Below are 18,029 nucleotides of genomic sequence, written 5' to 3' on the forward strand. Positions count from 1 at the left end.
CGCATGCGCGCAGGCGCGCGCTGGCTACTGCAGCGGGCCCCGCGCCTGCGGATGCCCCGGCTGTGGATGCTGATTGCAGCGATCAACGCGGCCGTGCTGTTCGTGATGCTGCTGGGCCTCGTTGCCATCACCGAAGCCCGGCGCGGCGTCGTGGCGGCCAAGCTCGATTCCCTGACTGCCCAGGCCGAAATCATCGCCAGCGTCATCACCGAGACGGCGGTCTATGGCGATCCGCCCGGGCCGCGCATGGACAATGACTCCGCGCGTGAAGTGCTGCGGCGCCTGTCCTCGCTCTACGTGCCCGATCAGTCGCGCGCCATCCTGCATGCACCCGGACCGGCGCGTATCGCTGACAGTGACCTGATTGCGGGTCAGGTCGAGATCACGCCGCTCCCGCCGCCGGGCCAGGCCCTGGCCCCGCCGTCCCGACCGCTGGGCAACTGGTTCGGCGCAATGCTCGAGCCTTTTTCCATACTTTGGACGACGCCTGAATCGCGCGCCTATCTGGAGCTGACGCTCAATGAAGAGGTGGCGCTGGCTTTTGAGACGGGCGAGCCTCAGCGCGGGGTGCGGCGCGGGGCCGACGGGGTGCGCGTGGTCTCGGTGACCCTGCCGATCCAGCTTATTCAGGCCGTGGTCGGTACAGTAACCTATGAATCCTACGATCTGGACAATCTGATCGCCGAGGAGCGGGTCTTCCTGCTGGTCTTCGTGCTGTTCGCTGCCGGGATCATCGCGGTGGGCACGATTGTGTTGACCGTCTCGATTGCCGGGCCGCTGGCCAGATTGTCCGAGGCGGCCAGGCGGGTGCGTCTGGCGGGCGGATCACGCGTGCCGCTGCCTGATTTTGGCGGGCGAAGCGACGAGATTGGGGCCTTGTCGACGGCTTTCAGCCAGATGACCAACGCGCTCTACGACCGGCTGGATGCTATTGAAAGCTTCGCCGCCGACGTCGCCCACGAAATCAAGAATCCGCTCACCTCGATTCGCTCTGCGGCCGAAACCCTGCCGCTGGCGCGGGACGACGCCCAGCGCGCGCGGCTGATCGCGGTGATCCAGCATGATGTGCGCCGGCTGGACCGGCTGATCACAGACATCTCCAACGCCTCCAGGCTGGATGCGGAGCTGGCGCGCGAGGATCTGGCGCTGGTTGATGTCCGCCGCCTGCTCGGCGATATCGCCAGCCTGCACCGCCAGGATGCGCAAGACGCACCGGCGCGCGTGGTGGTGGATGCAGGGTCAGGCGCTCTGCTGATGCGCGGCCATGAAGGACCGCTGAGCCGTGTATTCATCAATCTGGTGGACAACGCCCTCACATTCTCCCCGCCCGGGGGCGTGGTTCGGGTGACGGCGCGTCGCTTGGGCACCGCCGACGGACGGCTCATCGTGACGGTTGAAGATGACGGCCCGGGCATTCCGCCTGAAAGCCTGGAAGCGATTTTCGATCGTTTCCACACGCGCCGGCCGGAAGGAACGGCCTTCGGTTCCCACTCCGGTCTGGGCCTCGCCATCGCCCGGCAGATCGTCAGCGCGCATGGCGGGGTGATACGCGCCGGAAACCGGGCTGAGGGCGGCGCAGTGTTCACCGTTGACCTGCCGGCCGCCCGCTGACGCGGCGCCGGGGCCACACCGTGTGGCTCTTCTGCCCGCGAGGCCTTTTCGCGAGTGCGAAACCTAGCTTACATATGACGGATCCATATCCGCCTGAGGAACAGGAATTGTACGCGTCGCCATGATCGGCATCGTCGTCGTCTCACATGGCCGTCTGGCTGACGAGCTGATCCTGGCCGCCGAGCACGTGGTGGGGCCGCTTCAGGCGTGCAGCGCTGTCTCGATCGGGCCGGACGATGATATGGAGCTGCGCCGCAATGACATCCGGGCGGCCATCGAGGCGTCTGACGGCGGCGAGGGCGTCATCGTGATTACGGACATGTTCGGCGGCACGCCCTCGAACCTGTCGATCTCGTTGCTGGAGCGCGGCCGGGTCGAGGTCATCGCCGGTGCCAATCTGCCCATGATGATCAAGCTGGCCGAAGCGCGCTCCCGCTTGCCGCTCAGCGCTCTGGCCGACAGCGTCAGTGCGGCGGGCAAGCGCTATATCGCCGTGGCCTCGCAGCTTCTCGACGGCCCGGCATGACCACGCAGCGTACGGTGACCATCTGCAACCCGCGCGGGCTGCATGCGCGGGCTTCGGCGAAATTCGTCGCCCAGGCGGCACCGTTTGATGCCCGGATCACCGTGGTGCGCGAGGGCGAGGAGGTGGCCGCCGATTCGATCATGGAGCTCTTGATGCTCGCCGCCGGACCCGGCTGTGAGATTACCATCCGGGCTGAGGGCTCAGAAGCGGAGGCGGCAGTGATTGCGCTGGCAGACCTGGTTGAATCAGGGTTTGGCGAGCTCGGCTGAGCTGCGTTCTTCCAGTATCGCTGCCACCAGGGCGTCGAGCGGCTGGCCACCGTCATGCAGATATCCCGGCACGCCGGCACGCCGGGCCGCTTCCAGATCACTCGCCCTGTCGCCCACCATGAAACTCGTCTGCGCGGGCGCGCCAGCGTCGGCCAGCGCGCGCAGTACCATGCCGGGGTTGGGCTTGCGGTCGGGGTGGCTGGCGGCGCGATAGCGCGCCACCACCGCCTCGGCATGGTAGGGGCAGTAATACCAGGCGTCCACGCGCGCGCCCCGGGTGTCCAGTGTCTGCGCCATGGCACGGTGGAACGCCTGCACATCGGCTTCACTGCACAGCCCGCGCGCCACGGCAGACTGGTTTGTGACCACGGCGATCTGAAATCCGGCTGCCCGCGCGAGAATCAGCGCGGCGGCGGCGCCGGGCATCCAGGTGATCTGATCCGGGTCGGTCTGGTGTGGCTTGTCCACAATCAGCACGCCGTCGCGGTCGAACAAGGCCAGAGGGGGTCCGGAGGCGGGAGCCAACATCAGGGGTATCGCGCTGTGCAATCAAAGATCGATTACTTATAATGCCCCCTGCTCCGGTTGTCGCGCCGTCCTGATCCCGCTGTGCGCTCTGTGGCGGCGGGCTGGACAAGACGGTCGCGTACGGCGAGAGGTGACACCGGAATCCGGTCCGTATAGCGGAGCTTTGAGAGGCGAGGCGATGGCGCGCGGCGCAAAACGCAAAGGCACCAGCAGCGCCAAGCCGGGCAATCGCGGCGGTGGCGGCGCCGGTGCGCGCCGGCAGCAATTCCTCACCCGCGCTGCGCGTGTGTTCGATGTGCCCGAAGGCGTCGCCGAGGCGATGATGAGCCAGGGCCGGCGCCAGAGCCTGCGCTTCAATCCGCTGGCGGGCGTATCGCGACCTGACTTTGACGCGCAATTGGCACCCTGGGGCGAGGCCCTGATTCCGATCGACTGGTGCGACGGTGCCTGGCATCTCGATCTGGAGCCGGGCCAGGCTTTGCCCGATCCGCTCTTCTCCAGTGGTCAGGCCTTCATCCAGAACGCCTCAAGCTTCGTGCCGGCCCTGGCGCTGGACCCGCAGCCGGGCGAGCGCATTCTCGATCTGTGCGCGGCCCCGGGCGGCAAGACTTCCCACATTGCCGCGCTTACCGGCAACAGGGCTGAAATCTGGGCCAATGACGCCCTGCCCGCGCGCTTGCCCAAGCTCAATGAAGTGCTCGGTCTTCTCCATGTGCGCACCGCGTCCGTGACCGCCCACCCCGGCCAGTTCATTGACCGGTTCCTGGAGGGACCGTTTGACCGCATTCTCATCGATGCCCAGTGCACGGGCGAGGGGATGATTGACCTGCGCCGCGCGGCGACCTTGCGCTACTGGTCCATGGAGCGTGTCGTCGAGTACAGCCGCCTGCAGCGCAAGATGCTGATGGCCGCCTCCAGACTGCTCAAGCCGGGTGGGGTGCTGGTGTATTCCACCTGCACGCTGGCACCGGAAGAAAACGAAGCATCGGTGAACCACCTTCTCACCCACGCCCCGGATATGAGCCTGGAGCCTATTGAAATCGCAGCCCTCGGCCTGATCCCCGCCCGCACCCGCTGGGAGGGCGAGAGCTTTGATCCCAGCCTGACCATGGCGTGCCGCGTCTCGCCCAGCCGGTTCATGGAAGCGTTCTTTGTCGCGCGCCTGCGAAAGGACGCCTGATGGAGTTGCGCCCCACCTTGCCCCTCGGTGTTGTGGACAGCCCGCTCTTCGTGCCCGATGCCACCTATGGGGCGATCAAGGGGCTGGGTGCGGACGAGCTGCCGGCGGCGGGCGTGCGCGTCCTGATGGCCAACGCATTCCATTTGATGCGCTCACCGGGGGTGACGCGGATCAAGGCGCTGGGCGGGCTGAAAAAAATGATGGGCTGGTCCGGCGTGCTGATGACCGATTCCGGCGGCTTTCAGGCCCTGTCTCTGATCCGGGAGAATGCCGGGCGCGGGCGAATCACGGCGCGTGGGCTGGACTTTGCTTTCGAGGACGGCGCGAAAGTGCAGCTCACCCCGGAAAAAGCCATCACCACCCAGCTGCGTCTGGGCGGGGACATATTATTCTGTCTGGATGACTGCACCCGGCCCGAGGACCCCGAGGCCGAGCAGGTCCTGTCTGTCGAGCGCACCATCGCCTGGGCGCGCGCCTGCAAGGATGCCTTCGCCGCCCAGCTGGGCAAGCGCGAGCGCGATCCGGACCGGCCCCGCCTGTGGGGCGTGGTGCAGGGCGGGCAATCGCCGGACTTGCGCCGACAGTGCGCTGAAGCCCTGCTGGAAATCGGGTTTGACGGGTACGGCTTCGGCGGCTGGCCGCTGGATTCCGATGGCAAGCTGCTCACCGACACGCTGGCGCTGGTGCGTGATCTGATCCCGGCGCAGTTTCCGCTGCACGCGCTGGGCGTCGGCCACCCGGTCTCGGTCGCGGCGTGCGGGCGCATGGGCTATACGCTGTGCGACAGTGCCCTGCCGACACGGGACGCCCGGCGCGGGCGCCTCTACTGCTTCCGTGGCGATGTTCCCGCGATTGAGGGCGATGACTGGTTCAAGACCCTGTACCTCGCCGACGAGGTGCATGCGCGCAATGACGCGCCGATCTCGGAACAGTGCGAATGCCTGACCTGCCGCACCTATAGCCGGGGCTATCTGCACCATTTGTTCAAGCGCGACGAACCGCTCTACTGGCGCCTGGCCACCATTCATAACCTCTGGTTCATGCGCCAGGTGACGGATCTGGTCGCGGCGGAGCGTGCGGCGTGAGCGCGCCGGAGCCGGGCGCATCCAAACCAGGCGCGCTGGACGAGGTGGTGGCGCAGGTGCGCGCGGCGTCGAAATCGCGCGACATCCTGCCTGCGCTGATCGAGCGGCTGGCCGCGCGCGAGCTGTCCGCCGGTATCGCTCCGCGCGAGGCGGTCAAGCGGGTCAAGCGCCAGCTCCACCAGTCGGGTGGGGCGTATTTTGCCGGCAAGCCGGCCTATGCCCGCTGGTTGAAGGCGCTGGAGGCGGCGGACTCGGACGCGCGCCAGGCCGAGCTCAAGCGCCAGTTCACCATTCACCGCTCCATGGCAGAGCGCGCCGGATCGCTGGAATCCTATTACGCAGGGCTGTTTGCCGGGATTGATGCGCCGTCCTGCGTCCTTGACGTCGCCTGCGGGCTGAACCCGCTGGGGCGGCCGTGGATGCCGGTGCAGCCGGAGCGATACCGCGCCTGTGACATCTATCTCGACATGCTGGATTTCGTGGCGCGCGCCTCGGTGCTTTCAGGCTATGGGGTCGAGACCTTCGCTCACGATCTTGCTGCCGGTGCGCCGGACGAGGATGGCGCGGATGTGGTTCTGGCGCTGAAAACCCTGCCCTGCCTAGACCAGATCGAGCCGGGTGCGGGCGCGCGGCTCGTCGCCGGGCTGACGGCGCGCCACATCATCGTGACCTATCCCCTGCTGAGCCTGGGCGGGCGTGAGAAGGGCATGGACGCCCATTACCGGCGCAGTTTTGAGGCTGTCGCACACGCGAGCGGGCGTCAGGTGTCGGAATTGTCGCTGCCGGGCGAGCTGGGCTTCCGCCTGTCGCGCTGACGCTTTTTCGTTCCGGCGTCGGGGTCAGGCGGCGGCACGCTGGCGCCGTCGAACACCACCATCACCTCGCCGCGTGGCGGCTCGGGGAAGCGGGTGATCAGGGCGCTGACCGGTCCGCGGGCCGTCTCCTCGAACATTTTCGTGATTTCCAAGCATACCGCGGCCTCGATATCGCCGAACACGGCCAGCGCATCCTCCAGCAGGCCTGGCAGACGGTGGGGGGCCTCCATCATCACTAGCGTCGCCTGATGGCGCCGAGCGCGGTCCAGCCAGTTGCGCCGCTGGCCGCTCTTGCGCGGGGGAAAGCCCAGAAACACGAACTCGTGGGGGGGCAGATTGGACAGAACCAGCGCGCTGAGCACCGAGGACGCGCCCGGGATCACCCGTACGGGCAGCGCGCGCTCGTACACGGCGGCCACCACACGAAAGCCCGGATCATTGATCCCTGGCATGCCGGCATCGCTGCACAGCGCCACGGTCTGTCCGCGCGCGATCAGATCGGCAATGCCGCCAGCGCTGTGGCGCTCATTATGGTCGTGGCAGGCGATCAGGCGCTGGGGCGAAATGCCGTAGTGATCCAGAAGCTTGCGCGTATGGCGCGTGTCCTCGGCAGCCACCACGTCCGCCTCCTTGAGGATGCGCACGGCGCGGTAGGTCATATCTTCCAGGTTGCCGATGGGCGTGGCCACCAGATAGAGCGTTCCGGGCTCCTCGCGTCCATCCATCACAAGCGTGCTCCTGGCTCGCCGCCGGTCAGGGGCAGGCTGCTAACAGCTTATCAGAGAAAACGGAAGCCGGGTCGGGCGGAACCGCCGCGCGTGCAGCGGATGCAGCGGCTGTGCCCATGGCGGCCAGTTGGGTGCGGCCGCCGGATCGGGCCGGCCCTTTGTCAATTTCACGCCCAGCCAGGCCGCCGACATTGCCCCGATCGAGGCGCTGGCGCGCGCCCACGGCGCGCCGCTGGCGGGCAAGGATGGCAAGACTGGCCAGACGCTGGTGAAGACGGCGCTGGCACCGGCCCTGCGCGACCGGGCTTTGCGTGTGGAGGGGTGGTACTCCACAAATCTGCTGGGCAATCTGGACGGCTATGTGCTCGACGATCCGGACTCGCGTGCGTCCAAGATCGGTGCCAAGCGGTCGGTTCTGGACCAGATTCTGGGCTATACGGTGGACAACCACATCATCAATATCTGCTACCATCCGCCCAAGGGCGACATGAAGGAAGCCTGGGACAGCATCGACCTGGCCGGATTTCTCGGTCAGCCCATGCAGATGAAGATCAACTTCCTGTGCGCGGACTCCATCCTGGCGGCGCCCCTGGTGATCGAGCTGGCGCGCCTGTGCGATATCGCCCAGCAGCGCGGCCTGTCCGGCTGCATCCGCGAGTTCGCCGTGTTCTTCAAATCGCCCCAGGGCTTCAACGGCACCGTGCCTGAGCATGGGTTTCACGCCCAGCAATCCATGCTGGACGCCTGGCTGGCCCGTCACGCGCAGTAGGCCGCACGGGCGTCTAGCCGTCGCGCTTGGCCTGGGCTTTCTTGATCTGCTGAGACACCCGCCCGGCCTCGCGCGGATCGGCGATCTGCTCGCGCTTGTCGCTGGTATTCTTCTGCATGCCCTTGCCGGCGGTGCGCGATCCCGGACGCGCGGTCTTCGGGGCGGCGCGCTTCATGGCCAGCGCCTTCTTCATGCCCGACCGGGTCTCCTCGCGTCCGGCAGACGCGCTGCGCCGGGCATGTTCGGCGTTCAGGCGCTTGAGCGCGCTGGCCAGCGCCGCGGCTTTTTCCCTGGACCCCAGATTATCGGCTGCCGGCTTGGCGCCCTGGGCCTGGGCCTTGCCGCGCATCTCGCGGCGCTGGCGCTTGGAGATATCCAATGCGCGCTGGCGGCGTTCGCGCACCAGCTTGCGGGTGTCGGCCAGCGTCTTGTCGTCCAGCGAGGACAGGGCGGGGTGGTGCGAACGCTCGACCAGCTCCAGCTCATCCTTGGTGAACAGGCGGGCTTCGTCCTTGCGGCTGACGGCCATGGGCTTGTCTCCTTCAATCAGACGTCTTGTCCTATCATCCTTGTAAATCGCGCCCATTGCAAAGGCGCGGCGTTGCTAAGGACTGGTCGGTGGAGCGGGCGTTCGAGGCGGTGGAGCAGGAGAGACGCCTGCTCAGCGTACGGACCCTGGCTCGCTGTACGCTGAAAGGTCACCCGTATAGTCCCGCCTGATCCATGCGGGAGGGCCGGGACGGACATCAACCAGCCGCCCCTGGTCAAAGGTGAGGACAAGCTTGGGGCTCTGCGCCGCCACCGAGTTGTCATAGACGAGACCTTTGTCGGCCAGCCTCACCGCTGCCGGGACAAGCCGGGCCGTCCGGTTATGCCGCTCGCGGATTTTCGTTTCCGGAACAGAGTGTCCGCCCGTCGCGCTCCGGTAAGCAACTCGCGCCACGGAGAGGTCGGGGCTGTCGATCCCCACATGCATCACCCAGACGGTGTAGCCCTGCGCTCGCGCCGCCTGCACGAGTTCAAGCTTTGAGGGATGCGAGAACACGGCCTCCGTGACGAAGTCACGCCCTGCGAGAGCATCGCGTTGCGCCTCTCGGTGCCGATCTCGGCGGCCTTGTATGCGGCCTACGGGCTGGGATCGCAGAGCTCGTCGCGTTGAATTATGTCGGCATTGATGAAGGGAGCTTTGAAGGCGGGCGCCACACGGGTCAAATACAAGGCCGATTTGCCGGCGCCGTTCGGGCCGGCGAGCAGTATCAGGGTCGGATTCATTCCTCAGGCGGAGCGTCCGCTTGGACGATCCTGCCCGACGCATCAAGGCCGGGCGCTTGCCCGCTCCCGCGCAGCTTGGCAAAGAACGCTTACTCGTCCGGGCCGGGCTCGGACATCCTGACGAGAAAGCGCTCAGACCAGATCGCTTTTTCGTCTGCGGAGAGGCGGCCTGTCTCGAGTTCACCACTGAGCGCCTGCGAGATTTTTGCGTGATCCAGTCTGCCTGATCGCTCAATGGCGCGGCCAAGACGCGCCCAGTGGGTGATCTGGCCGGCGAGCGACCGGCTCTGCACTTCGGCTTCGGTGCGCGCATCGTCGATGAGCGACTCGTCGGCGAATTTGACAGACTTGGCCATAGGGCACCTCCAGTCATCAAAGGTGGCGTTTTGCCACCCGAGTGTCAAGGCGTCAGCAATTGGCGTATCCTGACCGCGATCTGCGCCCATCGCGGCAATAAAAAACCCCGGAGCCGTGAAGGACTCCGGGGTTTTGCAATGTGCCCGCCGGGAAGGCTTGGGAGCCTAGTAGCCAACCTTGCCGAGCTCTTCTTCCAGCTCGGGGACGGCCTTGAACAGGTCTGCGACCAGGCCGTAATCGGCGACCTGGAAGATCGGGGCTTCCTCATCCTTGTTGATGGCAACGATGACCTTGGAATCCTTCATCCCCGCCAGGTGCTGGATGGCGCCCGAAATGCCCACGGCGATGTAGAGCTGGGGCGCGACCACCTTGCCGGTCTGGCCGACCTGGTAGTCATTCGGCACGAAGCCCGCATCCACCGCCGCGCGCGAGGCACCCACGGCGGCGCCCAGCTTGTCGGCGACCTTCTCGATGATGGCGAAATTCTCGCCCGAGCCCATGCCGCGCCCGCCGGAGATCACGATCTTGGCACCGGCGAGTTCCGGGCGGTCAGATTTGGACAGCTCCTCGCCGACGAATTTCGAGACAGGCTTCGGTGCCGGGGCCTCAATCGTCTGGACTGACGCCGAGCCGCCATCGCCGGCCTTTTCGAACGTGGTCGGACGCACGGTGATGACTTTTTTGGCATCCCTGGACTTCACCGTCATCATCGCATTGCCCGCATAGATGGGCCGCACGAAGGTGTCGGCGCTTTCCACCGAGGTGATGTCGGAAATCATGGCCACATCCAGCATGGCCGCGATGCGGGGCATGAAATTCTTGCCCGATGTGGTGGCCGGGGTGAGGATCGCGTCATAGCTGTCAGCGATGCTCAGAACCAGCGCCTCCATGGCCTCGGCCAGGCGCTTTTCCAGCCCGTCCGCCTCGGCGTGCAGGACGGTTTTCACGCCGTCGAGCTTCGCTGCAGCCTCGGCCACGGCCTTGGCGCCCTTGCCGGCGACCAGGACATGAATGTCCCCGCCGATTTTGGCGGCGGCGGTGACCGCGGCGCGCGTGGCGTCATTCAGGGCGGCGTTGTCGTGTTCGGCAATAACCAGGACGGACATTACAGCACCCCCGCTTCATTCTTCAGCTTGGAGACGAGCTCGGCGACGCTCTCCACCTTCACGCCGGCCTGGCGCTTGGGCGGCTCGGCGACTTTCAGCACTTCCAGGCGCGGCGCGATGTCGACGCCGTAATCGTCAGGTGTTTTCGCGTCGATGGGCTTGCGCTTGGCCTTCATGATGTTCGGCAGCGACGCATAGCGCGGCTCGTTCAGGCGCAGATCGGTCGTGACGATGGCCGGCAGGGCGATATGGATGGTCTGCAAACCGCCATCAATCTCGCGCGTGACTTTCAGCCCGTCACCGTCCTTCTCCACCTTGGAAGCAAAGGCCGCCTGCGGCCAGCCCAGCAGGGCGGCGAGCATCTGGCCGGTGGCATTGGTGTCGTCGTCAATCGCCTGCTTGCCCAGAATGACCAGGCCCGGCTGTTCCTCTTCGACGATAGCCTTGAGGATTTTGGCCACAGCCAGCGGCTCGACAATGCCGTCGGCGGCGACATGAATGCCGCGGTCGGCACCCATGGCCAGCGCCGTGCGGATCGTCTCCTGCGCCTGGGCCGGACCGACAGAGACGGCGACGATTTCCTCGGCCAGTCCCTTCTCCTTCATGCGGATCGCCTCTTCCACGGCAATCTCGCAGAACGGATTCATGCTCATCTTCACATTGGCCAGATCGACCCCGCTCTGGTCCGGCTTGACGCGGACCTTCACGTTATAGTCGACCACCCGTTTGACGGGGACGAGGATCTTCATCAACGGCTCCGGTGCTTTCTGGTTGAACGTCTGGATCGCTGGTGCGGTGCCCGTCAGGCGCGCCGCTGTCAGCGCTGGAATCTAGGCGCGGAACCTGCCCCCGCCACCTGTCGATGTCAACGGACGGTGCACAAATGTCCGGACAAATAGAACCGGCCGCCCGGCGGCGGGTCCGGCAGGGCCATAAACGCGCACGGCCGGCGCTCGGGGGAGCGCCGGCCGGCAGGGATAGGCGCCGCCTCGGGGAGGGGCAGGCGCAAGGGTCGTTGGAGAGCGGCTATTCTTCGTCGGTGACCAGGGCCAGCTCGGTCTCGATCTCGATGGTGATCGCGTCCGACACGTTGGGCACGGCAAAGCCCATGCCCCAGTCGGAGCGCTGGATCACGCCCGAAGCCGAGAAGCCGGCCACTTCGCGCCCGCTCATCGGGTGCGGGCCGCGTTGGTTCAGCGTCACGTCCAGCGTGACCGGTCCGGTCTGGCCCAGAAGGGTCAGTTCACCGGTCATCACGCCGGTTTCGCCGTCTTCGGTCTGAAACCCGGTGCCGACGAAGCGTGCCGTGGCGTGCTCGGCGATGTTGAACAGGTCAGGCGAGTTGAGGTGATTGACGAAGCGGTCCTGGTCCGCGCCCACCCAGAAGCCACCATCCAAATTGAAAGTGACGTCGACGGTGGAGTTTTCCGGCGCTTCGAAATCCAGGATCAGCACGCCGTCATAATCGGTGAAATGGAGCGACTGGCGCGACAGGCCCAGATGGTCCCAGGTCGCACGGATCGTGGTGTGGCTCTTGTCGAACGCATACTCTTGCGGTTCGGCGAATGCCTCGGCGGACAGGGCCGGGGCGAGGAGGAAGGCTGCCAATGAGGCGGCTGCATAGGCGGTCTTCATGGGACGTCCCTTTGCTCTGCGAGTGATCACACGGACCAATGCGGCCATGCGCCGCACGCCTCAGGAGATATGGGCGCAACAGCGCGGGCGCCAGAGGGGGGGCGCGAAAACCTGTCTTTCCGGTGCGGAAACGCCGCTTGACTCATTTAGATAATTAGCTAAATAACAATTCATGAACCGCGTATTCAAAGCCCTCGCTGATCCCACGCGCCGCACGGTGCTGGAATTGCTGCGCCGCCATCCGATGACGGCAGGGGAGCTGTGCACCCATTTCACCGTGTCGAAGCCCACCATGTCGGCGCACTTCAACGTCCTCAAGGAAGCTGACCTCATCGAGGCGGACAAGCAGGGCGCAACCATCACCTACCGGCTGAAGCTGTCAGTGCTCGAAGATGCGCTGCTTGGCTTCGCCCAGACTTTCGGCATCGGCCCCGCCGCCGCGCCTGATAGCGGCCGCTCTCCCGAGGAAGGACCTCAATCATGACCCGCTTGCTTCCCGCCATCGCCCTTGCTGTCGCGTTTCTGGCTCTGGCCGCCGGCCTGAAAATGGCTGAATCCGCTGGCCTACTGGGCGCTGACACAGCCCAGCGCGCCGTTCAGGTCATCATCGGCCTGGGGCTGGCCGGCTTCGCCAACATGATGCCCAAGCGGATCGCGTCGCGCCGGATGTCGCTGCAGGCCGAGGGGCGGATGCAGACCGCCCGGCGCATGGGCGGCTGGTCCCTGACGCTGGCCGGTCTCGCCCACGCGGCCATCTGGGCGTTCGTACCGGTGAGCATCGCGGCGATCGCCTCGATGACAGTGGTTGGCGGGGCGCTCGCCGTCACCCTGGTGTTTGCAGTCCGGGCATGCCGCAGCGCGGGCAAGGATGCCCCGGCCGGGCCGGCGTCCGGTGACTGAGACGGACCTGTCTACGGTGCCTTGCCCGGCACCCATTTCACATCGGCGCGGCCGTCGTCATTGGCGATGCGGGCGGCAACGAACAGTAAATCCGACAACCGGTTGAGATAGGTGATCACGGCCGGACTGACATTGCCGCCTGCGGCCATCAGCGCCGTGACACAGCGCTCGGCGCGCCGGGTGATGGTTCGCGCCAGGTGCAGGCGCGCGGACGCTTCGCTGCCACCGGGCAGGATGAAGCTGCCCAGCGCATTGAGCCTTGCGTTGAAGGCGTCGATGACGCCTTCGAGGCGCACCGTCTGTTCAGGCTTCATCCGAAGCGGCGTCCAGCTGCGCGGCGCCTCGCTCTCGGGCACGCACAGATCGGCACCCAGATCGAACAGATCATTCTGAATGCGCGTCAGCTCGGCGTGCAGCGGATCCTCCGGCTTCATCGCGGCTACGGCCAGCCCGATGGCGGCATTGGCCTCGTCCACCGTGCCATAGGCTTCCACGCGCGGATCATGCTTGTCGGCTTCGCTCATATCGCCCAGCCGCGTGCGGCCGTCATCGCCGGTGCGGGTATAGATGGTTGTCAGCTGCACCATGGCAGGCCTCCTCGGGATCGCTACCGACACACTTGTGCCATCGGGCCGTGGATTCAATACGGGCAGACGCTTTAGCGAAGGGAAACATCCATGCTCGCCATCCTCATCGCCGCCGCAATGCTTCAGGCCCCCCAGGACGTGGATGCCCGCGCCCGGGTGCTGCTGGAGGCGGCCGGCTCGCCTGGCGCCATGGTCGCCGTGATCGATGCAGACGGTGTCCGGGCCGGTGTGGCCGGCGTGCGGGTGCATGGCGGGGCGGTGGCGGTTACGCCGGATGATCTGTGGCATATGGGCTCCAACACCAAGGCGATGACGGCGACTTTGGCGGCGCGGCTGGTGGAGCAGGGCGTGATCGGCTGGGACAGCACGATCGGGGACACGCTTGGCGCGCTCGATCTGGAGATCCATCCGGATCTGGCCGGCGCCGACCTTGTCAGCCTTCTGTCCCATCGCTCCGGCCTGGTGGCCAATGCCGGCATGCTCACGGCGCTGCGGCTGGCGGGGGCGGACACAGACCGGGATGCCGCCGCCGACCGGCTGGTCTATGCCCGCGCCGTCCTGGGCGCGCCGGGCGAAGCGCCGGGCGAATTTCTCTATTCGAACGCCGGCTATGTGATGGCCGCGCTCATGCTGGAGACCGCGGCGGGGGACACCTATGAAGCGCTGATGGCGCGCGAGGTGTTTGGTCCGCTGGGCATGGCCAGTGCCGGCTGGGGCCCGCCGGGGGTTGCCGGAACAGCCGATCAGCCACGCGGCCATCGCGGCGGCCTGTTCGGCCTGACCGTGGCCGAGCCGGGTGCCGGCGCCGATAATCCGCCGGCGATGAATTCTGCCGGCCGGGCCCATATGAGCGCTGCCGATCTCATGGCCTTCCTCGACCTTTACCGGCGCGGCGCGGCGGGAGAGGACACGGGATATCTCAGTGCGGACAGCTTTGCCCGGCTCCATGCCCCCGTGGGCGACTATGCGCTGGGCTGGGGCGTGCGGGCGGACGGGACGCTGACGCACTCGGGGTCGAACACGATGTGGCTGGTCACCATGGTGGTGCATCCGGGCGAGGGCTGGGCGGGGGCCGCGGGCGTCAATGACGGGCGCCTGGAGCGGGTGTCAGGTCCGGTGCGCGCGGCGCTGGAGCGCGACTAGCCGCCGAACTGCTGCTTGGCCCAGACCGCGCCCAGAACAGCCAGAATGGCGATGAACTGAAACAGCACACGCGCGCGCATCAGCTTGTTCGACCAGGTGCGCCCGAATTCGCCGCCCCGGAACAGGGCATAGATGCCCGCGGCCAGAATCACGAAAACCGCGGCCATTGCGCCGTATACGATTATATCTAGAAGTGTTGTCATGCCGGTGCAGATAGGCTGTCAGCGTTTGCGTGGCAATGGCTGCGCCAGCGGTCATATGAGCGTGTAACCCGGTGTGCATATTGCTGGCAGTGCTTGCAATGCACCGCAAAGCTGTATATCGGCCGCGCGCACTGCAGCCGGGGGGATGCGAACCAGGTATAGTGGGCGGGCTGATTGAATGCGGGATAATCTAGGCAAACGTAACACCCGGCGCGACGTGCGGCGCGAGGCCACACGCGGCGTTGTGCTCGAGGCTGCGCGGGAAGTTTTTCTGTCGGAAGGCTATCAGGGCGCGACCATCAAGATGATCGCTGACCGCGCCGGCGTCTCGGCCGGCACGGTGCTGAACGCCGAGCCGTCCAAGGCGGCGCTGCTCATGGCGATCATGCGCGGCCATTACGAGGGTGTGGCCGAGACCCTCGGCAATCTGGAATCGGCTCTGTCAGGCCGGGCCGGTGACCGCCTGTCGGCACTGCTTCAGCAATTGCTGGATGCGCAGCTGCGTCAGGCCGAGCTGGCCAGTGCGGCAATCGGCCATAGCTGGCTGGTGCAGGACGAGGCTTTCCAGCGCGCGTTCGATTCCATGGAATTCGTCTGGGAGCCCGTCAAGCGGGTCCTGGCGGCGGGTGTGGAGGCCGGTGAGCTGCGCGCCGATCTCGACCAGGGCACGGCATTTCTCGCCATTGTGGACCTGTTCTCAGGGGCCTTGCGTGAATCACGCAAGGCCTATGGGGAAGACCCACGCACGGCCCTGAGTGCACGGATTTCGCTTCTGGTCCGTGGCATGGCGGCCAACCCTAGCGGGGCCTGACCCGAGGCGGCGGCGCGGGCAGGCGGGGCCCGGTGCGCTGGGCGATATAGATGCCGGCCAGCACCAGCCCCGCGCCGAACCATTGCAGGGTGACGAAGGCTTCTCCGAACAGAACCCAGCCTGCCGCCGCGGCCACGACCGGCTGCACCAGAATGATCAGCGAGGCGAGCGCGGCAGGTGTGCGGCCCAGACCGAACGCAATACCGCCCTGGCCCAGTGCGTGGATCACCACCCCCAGCGTGATCAGGGGCGCCCAGCCTGCCAGCGTATCGGGTAGGAGGCGCTCGCCGGCCAGCAAGGCGATCGCCAGCGAGAGCGGCGCGGCGGTGAGAGTTGACCAGAACATGACGCTGGCGGTCCCGGCCCCCTGAACCCGCGCGGCGCGCACCGCCAGCAGATAGGCCGCATACCAGAATGCCGTCAGCGCCGAGAGCGCATCACCGGTGAGGCGTTCGGGGGCAAAGCGGACATTGGCGGCGGTCAGCAGCACCGCCCCGCCCAGCGCCACAGCGGCCGCGATGACAAAGCGCACCGTAATGCGCTCCTTGAACAGCGCCCACGCCGCCAGGGCCACCAGAATGGGCGTCAGATTGGCCAGCAGCGTCGCATTGGCCGCGGTCGTGATCTTGATCCCGGCATGCCAGAAGGCGAGATCGCCGGCAAAGAACACGCCTGCCAGCATGAGGATGCGCCAGCGCCGCGCGGGCGGCGCTGCTGCCGGCCCGCCCGCCCGGCCCCGGTGCTGCTCGATCAGCAACCAGACGCCCAGCACGGGAATGGCAAAGGCCAGGCGCCAGAACGCAATGGCCTGGGGGCCGAGCCCGGACATCTTTACCAGGATCGCGGCAAACCCGATCACACAGGCCGCCGCCGCCAGCGCCAGCACGCCGGTCAGCGATGCGCCGGGCCGGGCGGTTTGATCTGTCATGAACCTCGCCCTCTCCGCCCTGTCCGCGCCCTGACGGCTGGACCCGGTTCTTAAGGTCAGGGCGCGCGCCTGCGCAAGCGGTGGGGGATGCCTTGCCAGACGGGCCGGGGACGGGGCTTATTGGCGGGGCCGCTCGGGGAGGGCTTTGCCTGTGTCCAACGCCGCCATCATCCTGACGACCCTGATCGTCTACAAAGGCCTGCTGATTGCCATCGGGGTCTGGGCCAGCCGGCGCACGGGCACCGAGGCCGACTACCTCATTGGCGGGCGCACGCTGGGGCCGTGGGTGGCGGGCCTGTCCTATGCGGCAACCTCGTCCTCGGCCTGGGTGCTGCTGGGCTTTTCCGGCTTTGTCTTCCTGGCCGGGCTGAGCGCGCTGTGGATGCTGCCGGGCATATGGGCGGGCTATGCCTTGCTCTGGATCGTGATGGGACGCGCCATGCGGCGCGAGGCCGAAGAGCGCGGCCACATCACGCTGGCCGATTATCTCGCCGGGGATGCCGGTGCGGCGGGCAAGCGCCTGATCGGGCTGATCTCGGCGGCTTTGGTGGTGTTCTGCTTCATCTTCTATGTCGCTGCGCAGTTACAGGCCGCCGGCACGGCCATGCAGAGCTATTTCGGGCTGGGCGTGGCCGAATCGGTGCTGCTGGGCACGGGCGTGGTGCTCATCTACTCGCTGCTGGGCGGTTTCTGGGCGATCTCGGTCACGGACATGCTGCAGGGCCTGGTCATGGCCTTCATCGCCGTCATCGCGCCGGTGGCCGCCGTCATTGCGGCGGGCGGACCTGAGGCCGTGCTCGCCGCGCTGGCCGCCGATTATCCGGGTCATCTCGAGGCTTTCGGGGGGCGGTCAGGCTTTATCGCTGCCGGCTTTATTCTGGGACTGGCGAGCATCGGTCTGGGCACGGCGGGTCAGCCGCAGCTGGCGGCGCGCGTGATGGGGGTGAAGGACGATGCCGCGCGCCGGCGCGCGTTTCTCATTTCGATCAGCTGGGCGATCATTGTGTTTGTCGGCATGGCGGTCCTGGGCCTGGCCGGGCGCACGCTGGCCCTGGGGCTTGGGCCGGGCGAGCACGAACAATTGCTGTTCGCCGCCATCGCCACCCTGTTTCCCCCGGTCATGGCGGGCGTCGTGCTGGCGGCGCTTCTGTCGGCCGTGATGAGTACGGTGGATTCGGTCTTGCTGAGCTCGGCCGCCGCCATCTCCCATGATGCGCGCGTGGCGCGCATCTTCCCTGGCCGCGAGGTGCTGATCGCGCGCGCGGTGATGGCTGCGCTGTGCGCAGCGGCGGTGGTGCTGACCCTGGCGGCACCGTCGGATATCTTCAGCCGCGTGCTGTTTGCCTGGAATGCGCTGGGCGCGGCCTTCGGCCCGATCATTCTGGCGCGGGTGTTCGTCTGGCGTCCCGGCGCGGTGGCGGTCATTGCTGCTATGATCGCGGGCTTTGGCCTCACCGTCTTCTTCAACCAGACCGGCCAGGGGCCGGGCGGGTTGTATGAGCGGCTGATCCCGTGGATCCCGCCCCTGATCATCCTGTTCGCGGCGCGCCGGCGCACGGCCTGAGCCGCGCGCTGC

General features: G+C 66.7%; 22 protein-coding genes. 12 read left to right on the plus strand and 10 right to left on the minus strand.

Annotation, left to right across the window (positions count from 1 at the left end; genetic code table 11):
- Positions 1-3: 3 nt before the first annotated feature.
- From L2D00_11670 to L2D00_11680, 3 genes are all read left to right on the plus strand, one after another.
- Positions 4-1,611: a sensor N-terminal transmembrane domain-containing protein gene (locus L2D00_11670; protein WBQ12502.1), complete on the plus strand. Its 1,608-nt coding sequence runs from the start codon at positions 4-6 to the stop codon at positions 1,609-1,611.
- A gap of 121 nt (positions 1,612-1,732) precedes the next feature.
- Entirely contained in the window at positions 1,733-2,137 is a 405-nt protein-coding gene (locus L2D00_11675; protein WBQ12503.1) for a PTS sugar transporter subunit IIA, read from the plus strand.
- Entirely contained in the window at positions 2,134-2,406 is a 273-nt protein-coding gene (locus tag L2D00_11680; protein WBQ12504.1) for an HPr family phosphocarrier protein, read from the plus strand. The genes L2D00_11675 and L2D00_11680 overlap by 4 nt, the downstream gene beginning before the upstream one ends.
- Here L2D00_11680 and L2D00_11685 read toward each other — a convergent pair.
- Complete coding sequence (locus L2D00_11685) at positions 2,383-2,934, minus strand: HAD-IIIA family hydrolase (GenBank protein WBQ12505.1); 552 nt, start codon at positions 2,932-2,934, stop codon at positions 2,383-2,385. The two genes, L2D00_11680 and L2D00_11685, sit on opposite strands and share 24 nt — an antisense overlap.
- Before the next feature lie 178 nt (positions 2,935-3,112).
- Between L2D00_11685 and L2D00_11690 the strand changes: the two genes are divergently transcribed.
- From L2D00_11690 to L2D00_11700, 3 genes are read left to right on the plus strand one after another with little or no spacing between them, the layout of a single operon-like run.
- Complete coding sequence (locus tag L2D00_11690) at positions 3,113-4,114, plus strand: RsmB/NOP family class I SAM-dependent RNA methyltransferase (GenBank protein ID WBQ12506.1); 1,002 nt, start codon at positions 3,113-3,115, stop codon at positions 4,112-4,114.
- Complete coding sequence (locus tag L2D00_11695; protein WBQ12507.1) at positions 4,114-5,199, plus strand: queuine tRNA-ribosyltransferase family protein; 1,086 nt, start codon at positions 4,114-4,116, stop codon at positions 5,197-5,199. Before L2D00_11690 ends, L2D00_11695 begins: the two co-directional genes overlap by 1 nt.
- Positions 5,196-6,014 carry a hypothetical protein gene (locus L2D00_11700; GenBank protein ID WBQ12508.1) on the plus strand — a complete coding sequence of 273 codons (819 nt, stop codon included), beginning with the start codon at positions 5,196-5,198 and terminating at the stop codon, positions 6,012-6,014. Before L2D00_11695 ends, L2D00_11700 begins: the two co-directional genes overlap by 4 nt.
- On the opposite strand, the gene rsmI is transcribed toward L2D00_11700, so the two are convergent.
- Complete coding sequence (gene rsmI / locus L2D00_11705; GenBank protein WBQ12509.1) at positions 5,960-6,739, minus strand: 16S rRNA (cytidine(1402)-2'-O)-methyltransferase; 780 nt, start codon at positions 6,737-6,739, stop codon at positions 5,960-5,962. The genes L2D00_11700 and rsmI overlap by 55 nt on opposite strands.
- A gap of 130 nt (positions 6,740-6,869) precedes the next feature.
- Here rsmI and L2D00_11710 point away from each other — a divergent pair, with 130 nt between their 5' ends.
- The gene (locus L2D00_11710; protein WBQ12510.1) at positions 6,870-7,511 is read left to right on the plus strand and encodes an inositol-3-phosphate synthase; all 642 of its coding nucleotides are present in this window, start codon (positions 6,870-6,872) and stop codon (positions 7,509-7,511) included.
- Between the two features lie 13 nt (positions 7,512-7,524).
- On the opposite strand, the gene L2D00_11715 is transcribed toward L2D00_11710, so the two are convergent.
- From L2D00_11715 to L2D00_11735, 5 genes are all read right to left on the minus strand, one after another.
- The gene (locus L2D00_11715; GenBank protein WBQ12511.1) at positions 7,525-8,040 is read right to left on the minus strand and encodes a hypothetical protein; all 516 of its coding nucleotides are present in this window, start codon (positions 8,038-8,040) and stop codon (positions 7,525-7,527) included.
- 832 nt (positions 8,041-8,872) lie between these two features.
- Positions 8,873-9,139: a ParD-like family protein gene (locus L2D00_11720; protein WBQ12512.1), complete on the minus strand. Its 267-nt coding sequence runs from the start codon at positions 9,137-9,139 to the stop codon at positions 8,873-8,875.
- Positions 9,140-9,304: 165 nt separating this feature from the next.
- Positions 9,305-10,246 carry an FAD-binding protein gene (locus L2D00_11725; protein ID WBQ12513.1) on the minus strand — a complete coding sequence of 314 codons (942 nt, stop codon included), beginning with the start codon at positions 10,244-10,246 and terminating at the stop codon, positions 9,305-9,307.
- A complete protein-coding gene (locus tag L2D00_11730) occupies positions 10,246-10,995 on the minus strand; it encodes an electron transfer flavoprotein subunit beta/FixA family protein (protein WBQ12514.1) in 750 nt (249 codons plus the stop codon). The genes L2D00_11725 and L2D00_11730 overlap by 1 nt, the downstream gene beginning before the upstream one ends.
- A 277-nt stretch (positions 10,996-11,272) precedes the next feature.
- Positions 11,273-11,881, minus strand: coding sequence for a YceI family protein (locus L2D00_11735; protein WBQ12515.1), 609 nt, complete (start codon positions 11,879-11,881; stop codon positions 11,273-11,275).
- A gap of 172 nt (positions 11,882-12,053) precedes the next feature.
- On the opposite strand from L2D00_11735, the gene L2D00_11740 reads away from it, so the two are divergent.
- Together L2D00_11740 and L2D00_11745 are read left to right on the plus strand one after the other, a co-directional pair.
- A complete protein-coding gene (locus tag L2D00_11740) occupies positions 12,054-12,365 on the plus strand; it encodes an autorepressor SdpR family transcription factor (GenBank protein WBQ12516.1) in 312 nt (103 codons plus the stop codon).
- Positions 12,362-12,781, plus strand: coding sequence for a hypothetical protein (locus L2D00_11745; protein WBQ12517.1), 420 nt, complete (start codon positions 12,362-12,364; stop codon positions 12,779-12,781). Before L2D00_11740 ends, L2D00_11745 begins: the two co-directional genes overlap by 4 nt.
- 11 nt (positions 12,782-12,792) lie before the next feature.
- Here L2D00_11745 and L2D00_11750 read toward each other — a convergent pair whose 3' ends face one another.
- Positions 12,793-13,368, minus strand: a complete 576-nt coding sequence (locus L2D00_11750) for a cob(I)yrinic acid a,c-diamide adenosyltransferase (protein WBQ12518.1) — start codon at positions 13,366-13,368, stop codon at positions 12,793-12,795.
- Positions 13,369-13,458: 90 nt separating this feature from the next.
- Here L2D00_11750 and L2D00_11755 point away from each other — a divergent pair, with 90 nt between their 5' ends.
- Complete coding sequence (locus tag L2D00_11755; GenBank protein WBQ12519.1) at positions 13,459-14,511, plus strand: beta-lactamase family protein; 1,053 nt, start codon at positions 13,459-13,461, stop codon at positions 14,509-14,511.
- On the opposite strand, the gene L2D00_11760 is transcribed toward L2D00_11755, so the two are convergent.
- The gene (locus L2D00_11760; protein ID WBQ12520.1) at positions 14,508-14,678 is read right to left on the minus strand and encodes a twin transmembrane helix small protein; all 171 of its coding nucleotides are present in this window, start codon (positions 14,676-14,678) and stop codon (positions 14,508-14,510) included. The genes L2D00_11755 and L2D00_11760 overlap by 4 nt on opposite strands.
- A gap of 214 nt (positions 14,679-14,892) precedes the next feature.
- Here L2D00_11760 and L2D00_11765 point away from each other — a divergent pair, with 214 nt between their 5' ends.
- Positions 14,893-15,525 (plus strand): TetR/AcrR family transcriptional regulator, encoded by a 633-nt coding sequence (locus L2D00_11765; GenBank protein WBQ12521.1) that lies wholly within the window; start codon positions 14,893-14,895, stop codon positions 15,523-15,525.
- Here L2D00_11765 and L2D00_11770 read toward each other — a convergent pair.
- Positions 15,512-16,453, minus strand: coding sequence for a DMT family transporter (locus tag L2D00_11770; GenBank protein ID WBQ12522.1), 942 nt, complete (start codon positions 16,451-16,453; stop codon positions 15,512-15,514). The two genes, L2D00_11765 and L2D00_11770, sit on opposite strands and share 14 nt — an antisense overlap.
- A 151-nt stretch (positions 16,454-16,604) precedes the next feature.
- Between L2D00_11770 and L2D00_11775 the strand changes: the two genes are divergently transcribed.
- A complete protein-coding gene (locus L2D00_11775; GenBank protein ID WBQ12523.1) occupies positions 16,605-18,017 on the plus strand; it encodes a sodium/proline symporter in 1,413 nt (470 codons plus the stop codon).
- The last annotated feature ends 12 nt before the right edge of the window (positions 18,018-18,029 follow it).

The organism is Hyphomonadaceae bacterium BL14 (genome assembly GCA_027627705.1).
GTDB lineage: Bacteria > Pseudomonadota > Alphaproteobacteria > Caulobacterales > Maricaulaceae > Oceanicaulis.